9 protein-coding genes and 1 pseudogene are annotated in these 12,818 nt (G+C 47.9%); 3 read left to right on the top strand and 7 right to left on the bottom strand.

The window, feature by feature from the left end; translation table 11 throughout:
• Positions 1-70: 70 nt before the first annotated feature.
• The 4 genes and pseudogenes from ABZJ92_RS17370 to yddG all read right to left on the bottom strand — a co-directional run bounded on the left by ABZJ92_RS17370 (position 71) and on the right by yddG (position 4,292).
• Positions 71-1,297 (bottom strand): annotated as a pseudogene (locus ABZJ92_RS17370) (leucine-rich repeat domain-containing protein).
• Between the two features lie 109 nt (positions 1,298-1,406).
• On the bottom strand, positions 1,407-1,892 hold the full coding sequence (locus tag ABZJ92_RS17365; protein WP_011069395.1) for a hypothetical protein: 486 nt from the start codon (positions 1,890-1,892) through the stop codon (positions 1,407-1,409).
• A gap of 163 nt (positions 1,893-2,055) precedes the next feature.
• The gene (ompC, locus tag ABZJ92_RS17360; RefSeq protein ID WP_000768389.1) at positions 2,056-3,156 is read right to left on the bottom strand and encodes a porin OmpC; all 1,101 of its coding nucleotides are present in this window, start codon (positions 3,154-3,156) and stop codon (positions 2,056-2,058) included.
• Between the two features lie 254 nt (positions 3,157-3,410).
• Entirely contained in the window at positions 3,411-4,292 is an 882-nt protein-coding gene (gene yddG / locus ABZJ92_RS17355; protein ID WP_000198225.1) for an aromatic amino acid efflux DMT transporter YddG, read from the bottom strand.
• 231 nt (positions 4,293-4,523) lie between these two features.
• Here yddG and fdnG point away from each other — a divergent pair, with 231 nt between their 5' ends.
• The 3 genes from fdnG to fdnI are packed head-to-tail and all read left to right on the top strand — an operon-like array spanning position 4,524 to position 9,114.
• Positions 4,524-7,571, top strand: coding sequence for a formate dehydrogenase-N subunit alpha (gene fdnG, locus ABZJ92_RS17350; protein WP_011069394.1), 3,048 nt, complete (start codon positions 4,524-4,526; stop codon positions 7,569-7,571).
• Positions 7,572-7,583: 12 nt separating this feature from the next.
• The gene (gene fdnH / locus ABZJ92_RS17345) at positions 7,584-8,468 is read left to right on the top strand and encodes a formate dehydrogenase N subunit beta (RefSeq protein ID WP_001240582.1); all 885 of its coding nucleotides are present in this window, start codon (positions 7,584-7,586) and stop codon (positions 8,466-8,468) included.
• Positions 8,461-9,114: a formate dehydrogenase-N subunit gamma gene (gene fdnI, locus ABZJ92_RS17340; protein ID WP_000045648.1), complete on the top strand. Its 654-nt coding sequence runs from the start codon at positions 8,461-8,463 to the stop codon at positions 9,112-9,114. Before fdnH ends, fdnI begins: the two co-directional genes overlap by 8 nt.
• A 227-nt stretch (positions 9,115-9,341) precedes the next feature.
• On the opposite strand, the gene ABZJ92_RS17335 is transcribed toward fdnI, so the two are convergent.
• From ABZJ92_RS17335 to maeA, 3 genes are all read right to left on the bottom strand, one after another.
• A complete protein-coding gene (locus ABZJ92_RS17335; RefSeq protein ID WP_005050353.1) occupies positions 9,342-9,626 on the bottom strand; it encodes a HigA family addiction module antitoxin in 285 nt (94 codons plus the stop codon).
• Between the two features lie 145 nt (positions 9,627-9,771).
• Positions 9,772-10,782 (bottom strand): alcohol dehydrogenase AdhP, encoded by a 1,011-nt coding sequence (gene adhP / locus ABZJ92_RS17330; RefSeq protein WP_000845079.1) that lies wholly within the window; start codon positions 10,780-10,782, stop codon positions 9,772-9,774.
• A 133-nt stretch (positions 10,783-10,915) separates the two neighbouring features.
• A complete protein-coding gene (maeA, locus tag ABZJ92_RS17325; RefSeq protein ID WP_000433464.1) occupies positions 10,916-12,613 on the bottom strand; it encodes a malate dehydrogenase in 1,698 nt (565 codons plus the stop codon).
• Positions 12,614-12,818 lie beyond the last annotated feature (205 nt).

The raw sequence follows: 12,818 nt of genomic DNA, 5'->3' as shown, positions 1-12,818 counted from the left end.
CTGATGGAAATGGAAGCCACGCAAGCACCTTAAAATCACCATCATACACTAAATCAGTAAGTTGGCAGCATTACCCTAAGGTCATGTTTTTAACTTTTATATTCCTCTGGTTTACAACTTCCTCTGTCTTGTAAGTGTGTATATTATATGGGGTATATGCTTTTTTAATAGTATAGTGAAACAATTCGTTATCCGCATCTATTCCGTCAGAGTGAACTTCAAATGCACCAGGCGAAAGAATTGCCAGGCCAGTATTAAGCTTAAGTGCTGGGGAAAACAAATTAAATAACATGAGCTGCATAGTAGGTCAATTGTTCTTCCCAGAAACATTTAAAAAATTTAAGTTTTTGCTCTGTTTTATTATGGGGAATAAAGTTCCAATATCGGATGTATTATTAGTATCAATGTGGGTTATTTTATTATTGTCCAGTCTTAAACTTTTGATAGATGGAAGATAAGTCAGGAAATCAAGATTTATATATTTCAACTGGTTGTTAGCAGCGTTTAATGTCTGAACATTGCGGAAGTTGCTATAGAATATTTTAATTTCAGAAAGCAAATTGTTGTTAATAAGTAACGTATTCAAGTTGGGAAATAAGACATTGTGTAAACTTGTTAGTTTATTATGGGATAGATCCAGCAGTAAGAGTTCATTTTTATTACCTGCAACAATATCAGTTAATTGATTATGGCTGAGATTCAGGTATTGCAGCCATTCGCAAGATTCTAATTGCACAAACTCTAGTTGATTATGTGCCGCACTAAAATAAGTAACTGATGAAAGCCTATCTATATCAATATTTCTGAGAGCATTATTATTCATAGATATATGTGTAATACTTACATTTCTGCCTTGAGGAAAATTTATTGACTCAAGAGCATTACTATTCAGACTTAGCTTTACGAGTCTATCGTAGTTGGTTGCATCAAAATGTGTGAGTTGGTTATTATCAAGATTGATAGAGGTGAAGTTTTGCAGCCCTGGTGGTTGAGTGGTTAAATTAAGTCCTGATAAATCAATGGTCACTTCATTAGTGTCATCAATTATATTTCTTACTGCAGTCCAGTACTGCATTTGTGCAAGTGGATCATTGTTGATGCCGTTAACTAATACATGCCAAAGATGTTTTGATGATATTAGTTGATCAATGTCATTGGTTGGCAGTAAATTGTTATTGCTTAAGTTTAAATATTCCAGTTTTGTAGTGTTTTTGGCGTTTAAATGTGCAATATGGTTGTCGTTTAAAGTGATTGTTTTCATCCTGGGATGATTGTGTAATATAAGGTCAGTGATCATATTGTGATGGGCACTTAACTCAATCAGAGATTCTTGCCGGGAGACATCCAGCGATGCTAGCTTGTTATAATCAAGATTAAGAAATTTCAGTTTATAACTATCAGAAATATCATTTTTTTAGGCTATTATTTTGCGCTTCCAGATTAACCAATGAATGCTGATTTTTTAAATCTAAACTTTCCAGATTGTTATGATTAATATAAATGTTTTCCAGTTTTGGTTCTTTTGGAAAGGTTATCGTGTTAATTTTATTAACGCTGAGGTTGATATTAACGAGACTGGCATTGTCAGCTAAGTCAAGACAAGTTAGACAATTGTTTTCCAGATTTAACGTATTAACTGTCGAGGGGATAGGCGGTAATTCACTCAAATCAAGATATGACAAATCAAGAGATGCCATGTTCGAATTGTAAGCTTCTTTAATTCGCTCCACGGCAATTGCTCTTTCTTCACCATTATTAACCGATTTATTACCCCATTGTTCTAGTCGTTCACAAAAATTGCTGGAGATGGTTTCTTTGTTAGGTAATGCGTTATTAAGTTGATAACTGGCATTATTTTTTACACAAGCTGTATTAATATTGGTCATAATCACTCATCAATAAATATTATAGTAAGATGTCCCCGGAGGATATGGAATAATATTAATTGAGGTGAATGACCAGAAATATCAAGAATTGCTCATTTTTACTTAAGGAGTCATACAGCAGCACTTAAATCAAAAACCAGCCCAGAGAAGGGCTGGTCAGGAGAGGACGTTAGAACTGATAGGTAATGCCCGTAGCGACGATGTTATCGGTGCGAATATCTACGGCACGGGTAAAGTCGCTTTCATCAATCAGGTTGATTTTATAATCAACATAGGTCGACATATTTTTGTTGAAGAAATACGTCGCACCAACGTCGATATACTCAATCATGTCCTGGTCGGCGTAGCGGCCCAGATCTCTGCCTTTCGATTTCAGGTAAGCGAGTGATGGGCGCAAGCCGAAGTCGAATTGATATTGCGCCACCACTTCAAAACTTTGTGCTTTGTTAGAGATATAACCATCCCCATAGGTGGTCATGTTTAATGTTTCATCGTAATTAGCTGCAAAGTAGATGTTGTTGGCATCATACTTTATACCTGTGGCCCATAGTTCTGCATTCTTACCGGAGGCATTGAGAGGATTAGCTGCGGCTCTTTCCTGCGCATTTGTCCGATCGGATTTGGTATATACCGCACCGATACCAAAGCCATCATAAACATAAGTTGAGGAGATACCGAAACCGTCACCGTTGGCACGCGTGTCGTCAGCACCATAAAGATGACTGTTGTCAGTACGTTTATTTTTGCCTTGATATTGCGCGGCAAAGTTCAGCCCTTCAATTAAGCCAAAGAAATCGTAGTTGCGATAGGTTGCTAGACCGGTGGTACGGTATGTCATGAAGACATCTTTCTGACTCCAGGTATCGCCACCAAATTCTGGCAACATATCGGTCCATGAACCAATGTCGTAGCCGACACCGTAGTTACGACCATAGTCCAGAGAGCCAAATTCACTAATTTTTAAACCAGCATAGGCCAGACGGGTCTTGTTGCCGCGCGAGCCGTTGGCTTCATCGTTATAGCCTTTAAAATCATATTCCCAGTGACCAAAACCAATCATTTGATCATTGATTTGCGTTTCTCCTTTAAAGCCGAGACGGGCATAAGTTTTATCACCATCGTCACGCTTATCATCAGTAAAATAACGTAGAGCGGTAACCTTGCCATAAAGGTCGAGTTTATTACCATCCTTGTTATAGACTTCGGCAGCGTGTGCTACGTTCGCAGCTAACAAACCAGTTACAACCACCGCAACTATTTTTAATTTCATTTAACAGAATCCTTTTAATTATCGTTAAACGTATTTTCTAAACGAATTTTAAACGGCGTCATTTATAAATGACATACTGTTTTTAAAATAGAATGGTGATTAAAAACAATGAGAAAAATAGAATAATATTATTTATCGATATGTGATCGAAGTCGAAATGAGATATAAGGTGAATTACTGGTATTTGAAATTTATTTTTTAATATTGTCGGAATTTATCTGATTAACTGCCGGGCCGTAGACCCGGCAATTATTTTAACCACGACGTGTCGCCAGCCAGCAGAGCAGGGAACCGCCGCAGACCATTAGTGCGCCTTGCCAGAACGAGAACGACAGCGGGGCGCTGAGCAGCACGGCTGCAAGCGCTGAGGAAAGTACAGGCGTAAAATACGAGCCTACCGCCATTATGGTGACATTGCCATGCAATATACCGACATTCCATGCAGTATAAGCAAATCCTAAGGTAAATGCCGCAGAGATGAGTTTAATCATGACGGGCGTGCTAAATACCATTTCTGGTTGTGGCGTGAGAAAATAGTAAATCCACAGACATGCTCCCGTTAGCAGGACAAAAACGGTAATTCCGTTAAATCCGCGTGCGTATTTATTCGTTACTGTGCAATAGGCTGCCCAGATAAACGCACCAATAAACGCCAGGAAATAACTCAATGGGCTGGTGGTGATATTATTGATGATTTCATCATAATGTAACCCATTCTCACCGCCTAACACCCAGCAGACGCCGACCAGGGCTAATAATAATCCTGGTACAATCAGCCAGTTGGTTTTCTGACCATTAAACAGAATGGCAAAGAGAATTGTCAGGCTGGGCCACAGATAGTTCACCATACCCACTTCAATCGCCTGATGACGGGTCGCCGCATACCCTAAGGAAAGCGCCAGATAGATTTCATAGCTGACGAATAACAGACTCCCGGCGAGTAAATAGCCTTTCGGAATCTGCCGAATACGCGGAAATCCAACCGTGAAGATTAACAGCAGCCCGCTTAATGAATAGATAGCAGCTGCGCCGCCGACCGGGCCGAGCCCCTCGCTGACACCGCGAATCAATCCTACCATCGTGCTCCACAGGACGATCGCTATTAGCCCTATGAGCGTTGCTTTTTGTCGTGTCATGCTCGCTGTTTTGTCTCTCTTGCCGTTAAAAATTAAGCTGAATTTTATAGCATTTTTTTAACTGGCCTGTCAGGCAGTGGTGCGTTTTTCTACCGCTATTGAGGTAGGTCAATTTGCGCAGGCGGATTATTTTGTGGCAAACACGTGTTCTTTTTGATTTCGCGCAAAAAGATTCAGAATTTTACTGTTAGTTTCCTCGCGCAGTAATACCCCTGAAAAAAGAGGAAAGCAATGGACGTCAGTCGCAGACAATTTTTTAAAATCTGCGCGGGCGGTATGGCTGGAACAACGGTAGCGGCATTGGGCTTTGCCCCGAAGCAAGCACTGGCTCAGGCGCGAAACTACAAATTATTACGCGCTAAAGAGATCCGTAACACCTGCACATACTGTTCCGTAGGTTGCGGGCTATTGATGTATAGCCTGGGTGATGGCGCAAAAAACGCCAGAGAAGCGATTTATCACATTGAAGGTGACCCGGATCATCCGGTAAGCCGTGGTGCGCTGTGCCCGAAAGGGGCCGGTTTGCTGGATTACGTCAACAGTGAAAACCGTCTGCGCTACCCGAAATATCGTGCGCCAGGTTCTGACAAATGGCAGCGCATTAGCTGGGAAGAAGCATTCTCCCGTATTGCGAAGCTGATGAAAGCTGACCGTGACGCTAACTTTATTGAAAAGAACGAGCAGGGCGTAACGGTAAACCGTTGGCTTTCTACCGGTATGCTGTGTGCCTCCGGTGCCAGCAACGAAACCGGGATGCTGACCCAGAAATTTGCCCGCTCCCTCGGGATGCTGGCGGTAGACAACCAGGCGCGCGTCTGACACGGACCAACGGTAGCAAGTCTTGCTCCAACATTTGGTCGCGGTGCTATGACCAACCACTGGGTGGATATCAAAAACGCTAACGTCGTAATGGTAATGGGCGGTAACGCTGCTGAAGCGCATCCCGTCGGTTTCCGCTGGGCGATGGAAGCGAAAAACAACAACGATGCAACCTTGATCGTTGTCGATCCCCGTTTTACGCGTACCGCTTCTGTGGCGGATATTTACGCACCTATTCGTTCCGGTACGGACATTACGTTCCTGTCTGGCATTTTGCGCTACCTGATCGAAAACAACAAAATCAACGCCGAATACGTTAAACATTACACCAACGCCAGCCTACTGGTGCGTGATGATTTTGCTTTCGAAGATGGCCTGTTCAGCGGTTATGACGCTGAAAAACGCCAGTACGACAAATCGTCCTGGAACTATCAGTTCGATGAAAACGGCTATGCGAAACGCGATGAAACACTGACTCATCCGCGCTGTGTGTGGAACCTGCTGAAAGCGCACGTTTCCCGCTACACGCCGGACGTTGTTGAAAACATCTGTGGTACGCCAAAAGCCGACTTCCTGAAAGTGTGTGAAGTGCTGGCCTCCACCAGCGCACCGGATCGCACAACCACCTTCCTGTACGCGCTGGGCTGGACGCAGCACACCGTGGGTGCGCAGAACATCCGTACTATGGCGATGATCCAGTTGCTGCTCGGTAACATGGGTATGGCCGGTGGCGGCGTGAACGCATTGCGTGGTCACTCCAACATTCAGGGGCTGACTGACTTAGGTCTGCTCTCTACCAGCCTGCCAGGTTATCTGACGCTGCCGTCAGAAAAACAGGTTGATTTGCAGTCGTATCTGGAAGCGAACACGCCGAAAGCGACGCTGGCTGATCAGGTGAACTACTGGAGCAACTATCCGAAGTTCTTCGTTAGCCTGATGAAATCTTTCTATGGCGATGCCGCGCAGAAAGAGAACAACTGGGGCTATGACTGGCTGCCGAAGTGGGACCAGACCTACGACGTCATCAAGTATTTCAACATGATGGATGAAGGCAAAGTTACCGGTTATTTCTGCCAGGGCTTTAACCCGGTTGCGTCCTTCCCGGATAAAAACAAAGTGGTGAGCTGCCTGAGCAAACTGAAGTACATGGTGGTTATCGATCCGCTGGTGACTGAAACCTCTACCTTCTGGCAGAACCACGGCGAGTCGAACGATGTCGATCCGGCGTCTATTCAGACTGAAGTATTCCGTCTGCCTTCGACCTGCTTTGCTGAAGAGGATGGTTCTATCGCTAACTCCGGTCGCTGGTTGCAGTGGCACTGGAAAGGTCAGGACGCGCCGGGCGAAGCGCGTAACGACGGCGAAATTCTGGCGGGTATCTACCATCATCTGCGCGAGTTGTACCAGGCCGAAGGTGGTAAAGGCGTAGAACCGCTGATGAAGATGAGCTGGAACTACAAGCAGCCGCACGAACCGCAATCTGACGAAGTAGCTAAAGAGAACAACGGCTATGCGTTGGAAGATCTCTATGATGCTAATGGCGTGCTGATTGCGAAGAAAGGTCAGTTGCTGAGTAGCTTTGCGCATCTGCGTGATGACGGTACAACCGCATCTTCTTGCTGGATCTACACCGGTAGCTGGACAGAGCAGGGTAACCAGATGGCAAACCGCGATAACTCCGACCCGTCCGGTCTGGGGAATACGCTGGGATGGGCCTGGGCGTGGCCGCTCAACCGTCGCGTACTCTACAACCGTGCTTCGGCGGATATCAACGGTAAACCGTGGGATCCGAAACGGATGCTGATCCAGTGGAACGGCAGCAAGTGGACGGGTAACGATATTCCGGACTTCGGCAATGCCGCACCGGGTACGCCAACCGGGCCGTTTATTATGCAGCCGGAAGGGATGGGACGCCTGTTTGCCATCAACAAAATGGCGGAAGGTCCGTTCCCGGAACACTACGAGCCGATTGAAACGCCGCTGGGCACTAACCCGCTGCATCCGAACGTGGTGTCTAACCCGGTTGTTCGTCTGTATGAACAAGACGCGCTGCGGATGGGTAAAAAAGAGCAGTTCCCGTATGTGGGTACGACCTATCGTCTGACCGAGCACTTCCACACCTGGACCAAGCACGCGTTGCTCAACGCAATTGCTCAGCCGGAACAGTTTGTGGAAATCAGCGAAACGCAGGCGGCGGCGAAAGGCATTAATAATGGCGATCGTGTCACTGTCTCCAGCAAGCGAGGCTTTATCCGCGCGGTGGCAGTGGTAACGCGCCGTCTGAAACCGCTGAATGTAAACGGTCAGCAGGTTGAAACGGTGGGTATTCCAATCCACTGGGGCTTTGAGGGTGTCGCGCGTAAAGGTTATATCGCTAACACTCTGACGCCGAATGTCGGTGATGCAAACTCGCAAACGCCGGAATATAAAGCGTTCTTAGTCAACATCGAGAAGGCGTAAGGGGGCGAACAGATGGCTATGGAAACGCAGGATATTATCAAAAGGTCCGCAACTAACTCCATCACGCCGCCTTCTCAGGTGCGTGATTACAAAGCAGAAGTCGCGAAACTTATCGACGTTTCCACCTGTATCGGCTGTAAAGCCTGTCAGGTGGCGTGTTCGGAGTGGAACGACATCCGTGATGAAGTGGGGCACTGCGTCGGGGTTTACGATAACCCCGCCGATCTGAGCGCCAAGTCCTGGACGGTGATGCGCTTTAGCGAAACCGAACAGAATGGCAAGCTGGAGTGGCTGATCCGTAAAGACGGCTGTATGCACTGTGAAGATCCGGGCTGCCTGAAGGCGTGCCCGTCTGCTGGTGCAATCATTCAGTACGCTAACGGGATTGTCGATTTCCAGTCGGAAAACTGCATCGGCTGTGGTTACTGCATTGCCGGGTGTCCGTTTAATATTCCGCGCCTCAACAAAGAGGATAACCGGGTATATAAATGCACGCTCTGCGTCGATCGCGTCAGCGTCGGCCAGGAACCGGCTTGTGTGAAAACCTGTCCGACCGGGGCTATCCACTTCGGCACCAAGAAGGAGATGCTGGAGCTGGCGGAACAGCGCGTGGCGAAACTGAAAGCGCGTGGTTACGAACATGCTGGCGTCTACAACCCGGAAGGGGTCGGTGGTACGCACGTTATGTACGTGCTGCATCACGCCGATCAGCCGGAGCTGTATCACGGTCTGCCGAAAGATCCGAAGATCGACACCTCGGTAAGCCTGTGGAAAGGCGCGTTGAAACCGCTGGCAGCGGCTGGCTTTATTGCCACTTTTGCCGGGTTGATTTTCCACTACATCGGTATTGGCCCGAATAAGGAAGTGGACGATGACGAGGAGGATCATCATGAGTAAGTCGAAAATGATTGTGCGCACCAAATTTATTGATCGCGCCTGTCACTGGACCGTGGTGATTTGCTTCTTCCTGGTGGCGCTGTCCGGGATTTCGTTCTTCTTCCCGACGCTGCAATGGCTGACGCAAACCTTCGGTACGCCGCAGATGGGACGCATTTTGCACCCCTTCTTCGGCATTGCGATTTTCGTCGCACTGATGTTTATGTTTGTGCGTTTTGTGCATCACAACATCCCGGATAAGAAAGATATTCCGTGGCTGTTGAACATTGTCGAAGTATTAAAAGGCAATGAGCACAAAGTGGCGGATGTTGGTAAGTACAACGCCGGGCAAAAGATGATGTTCTGGTCGATCATGAGCATGATTTTCGTGCTGCTGGTGACCGGGGTGATTATCTGGCGTCCGTACTTTGCGCAGTACTTCCCGATGCAGGTTGTTCGCTACAGCCTGCTGATCCACGCGGCTGCGGGTATCATCCTGATCCACGCCATCCTGATCCATATGTATATGGCATTCTGGGTGAAAGGGTCGATTAAAGGGATGATCGAAGGGAAGGTGAGCCGTCGCTGGGCGAAGAAACACCATCCGCGCTGGTATCGTGAAATCGAGAAGGCAGAAGCGAAAAAAGAGAGTGAAGAAGGGATATAATCTCTTTTGAACTTTAAGCTGAAAATGGCGCTGTAAAAGGCGCCATTTTCATATTGTAGACAACGTGGGCTTTGTTCATCCCGGATGCGTCGTGAATGCCTTATCCGGCATGAAAACCCTTCAAATACAATAGATTGAAGTGAACGTGTAGGCCTGATAAGCGTAGCGCATCAGGCAATGTTGCGTTTGTCATCAGTTTCAAATGGCGCTTTATAGGGTGCCATTTTTTATTGCGTAACCAGACGGCGTAATCGCGACACAACCACCGTTTTTTCTGCCTCTGCCAGACTCCAGGCGTTTTGCAGATTCAGCCACATTTGCGGCGAACTGCCGATCACCACGGAAAGTTTAATTGCCATTTCTGGCGTCAAAGCTGCTTTTCCGGTCAGCAATCGGCTTGCCGTTGAGGGCGCAATTTCCATTGCTCTGGCAAACTCGCGCAGGCTGACATTAAGTTCGTCCAGTGATTCCTGAATAATGTCCCCCGGGCGGGGATGATTGGCCATTTTCATTAGTGTCTTTACTCTCAGTAGCGTTACTTCTCTGGGAACACTATCATTATTGTTCCTTCCTACGCAACAATAATCCATTTAGCCATTTCATGTTGGAGAGTGTGCGATGCTGCGACCCGAACATGGGAGTCGCAGCAAAGACCTCTTAGTGACGGAAATCAATCACCATACGGCCACGGATTTTGCCTTCTTCCATCTCGGTAAAGATGGTGTTGATGTCCGCTAACGGACGCAGGGCGACTTTCGGCACCACTTTGCCTTCGGCGGCAAACTGGAAGGCTTCGGTTAGATCCTGGCGCGTGCCGACCAGCGAACCGACCACTTCAATGCCATCCAGCACAAGACGTGGGATATCCAGGCTCATAGACTCCGGCGGCAGACCGACAGCCACAACACGACCGCCTGCACGGACAGCATCAACTGCCGAGTTAAACGCAGCTTTAGCTACTGCTGTTACCACCGCAGCGTGAGCGCCACCGGTTTTCTCCTGCACAATTTTGGCGGCGTCTTCGGTGCGTGAGTTAATCGCTAAATCTGCATCCATTTCGGTTGCCAGTTTTAACTGCTCATCATTGACATCAATGGCGATCACTTTGGCGTTAAAGACATTCTTTGCGTATTGCAGGGCGAGGTTACCCAGACCGCCAAGACCGTAGATAGCAATCCACTGACCGGGACGAATTTTTGACAGTTTAACGGCTTTGTAGGTGGTGACCCCCGCACAGGTAATGCTGCTGGGCGCCGCCGAGTCCAGACCATCTGGCACTTTTACCGCGTAATCGGCGACCACGATGCACTCTTCCTCCATCCCGCCATCAACGCTGTATCCGGCATTTTTAACTGAACGGCAGAGCGTTTCGTTACCACTGTTACAGTATTCGCAATGACCGCATCCTTCGTAAAACCACGCCACGCTGGCACGATCGCCTGGTTTTAATGAGGTGACACCTGGGCCAACTTCTGCCACCACACCGATGCCTTCATGGCCCAGAATTACGCCGGTTTTGTCACCAAAATCGCCATTCTTAACATGAAGATCGGTATGACATACACCACAACACTCCATTTTCAGCAGGGCTTCGCCATGTTTCAGTGAGCGCAGTGTTTTATCCGTAACGTCAACATGATGATCCTTCGTAACAACTGCAGTCTTCATAGTTCCTCCTTTTCGGATGATGTTCTGCATAGCAGGTGAGGCAAATGAGATTTATTCGCCACTACCCAGTATGGATGAGATCTGAAAAAGGGAGAGGGAAATAGCCCGGTAGCCTTCACTACCGGGTGCAGGCTTAGATGGAGGTACGGCGGTAGTCGCGGTATTCGGCTTGCCAGAAATTATCGTCAATGGCTTGTTGCAAAGCTTCAGCAGACGTTTTGACCGCCACGCCTTGCTGCTGCGCCATTTTGCCAACCGCAAACGCAATTGCGCGGGAGACTTTCTGAATATCTTTCAGTTCCGGTAGTACCAGACCTTCGCCGTTCAGGACCAGCGGCGAATACTGAGCAAGCGTTTCACTTGCCGACATCAGCATCTCATCGGTGATACGTGACGCGCCGGAAGCAATAACACCCAGGCCGATGCCCGGGAAAATAAAGGCGTTGTTACACTGGGCGATAGGGTAGATTTTATCTTTCCATACCACAGGATTAAACGGGCTGCCAGTGGCGACCAGCGCGTTACCTTCGGTCCAGGCGATAATGTCCTGCGGTGTGGCTTCCACGCGAGACGTCGGGTTAGACAGCGGCATCACGATCGGACGCGGACAGTGTTTATGCATCTCACGGATGATCTCTTCCGTAAACAGCCCGGTCTGTCCTGAGACGCCAATCAGAATATCTGGTTTTACATTGCGCACCACATCCAGCAGTGACAACACATCGCTGTCGGTATCCCAGTCACTGAGGTTTTCGCGCTTCTGCACCAGTTTGGTCTGGAAAGGCAGCAGGTTCGGCATCTTGTCCGTCAGCAGGCCAAAGCGATCGACCATAAAGACTTTCTGCCGCGCTGCTTCCTCGCTTAATCCTTCGCGCTGGGTCTGGGCGATGATCATTTCGGCAATGCCGCATCCCGCTGAACCTGCGCCAAGGAAGACGATTTTTTTCTCGCTTAACTGACCACCTGCCGCGCGGCTGGCTGCGATCAGTGTGCCGACTGTTACCGCCGCAGTGCCCTGAATGTCATCGTTAAAAGAACAAATTTCATTGCGATAGCGGTTAAGTAACGGCATCGCATTTTTTTGAGCAAAGTCTTCAAACTGCAACAGCACGTCCGGCCAGCGTTGTTTCACAGCCTGGATAAATTCATCAACGAATTCATAGTATTCATCGTCAGTGATACGCGGATTACGCCAGCCCATATACAGCGGATCGTTAAGCAGCTGTTGGTTGTTCGTTCCGACATCCAGCACCACCGGAAGGGTATACGCCGGGCTGATGCCGCCACAGGCGGTATAGAGCGACAGTTTACCGATCGGAATGCCCATCCCGCCGATGCCCTGGTCACCAAGCCCCAGAATACGTTCACCGTCAGTCACCACAATCACTTTAATATTATGGTTCGGCACGTTTTGCAGAATATCGTCCATATTGTGGCGGTTCTGGTAAGAGATAAACACGCCGCGTGAACGGCGGTAGATCTCAGAAAAACGCTCACAGGCTGCGCCGACGGTTGGGGTATAAATAACAGGCATCATCTCATCAAGATGATTGTTTACCAGACGGTAGAAGAGGGTTTCGTTGGTGTCCTGGATGTTACGCAGGTAGATGTGTTTGTCGATTTCGGTTTTGAATCCCTGATACTGGATCCATGCTCGTTCCGCTTGTTCTTCGATGGTTTCGACCACTTCCGGCAGTAACCCCAGCAGGTTGAAGTTACGGCGTTCTTCCATGCTGAAGGCACTGCCTTTATTCAACAACGGAAATTCCAGCAGTACAGGGCCAGCGTAAGGGATATAAAGCGAACGCTGTTTTTTTGTTTTTGGTTCCATGTCACTCACTCTTTTTTGAATATCCATCCCTGGCACGCTTTTATCGTCTTTGCTTTACCGCCAGGGCGTCGTCCCCAAGTATAAAGCAGATAAAAACACCATTGCGCAGGCAATGGTGTTTAATCGTCATTGGGTAATGCTGCCAACTTACTGATTTAGTGTATGATGGTGATTTTAAGGTGCTTGCGTGGCTTCCATTTCCATC

This window comes from Shigella sp. FJ200513 (assembly GCF_040495915.1).
Classification (GTDB): domain Bacteria; phylum Pseudomonadota; class Gammaproteobacteria; order Enterobacterales; family Enterobacteriaceae; genus ECMA0423.
The sequence above is the reverse complement of the archived record's forward strand: the minus strand, read 5'-3'. Positions and strand labels throughout refer to the sequence as shown.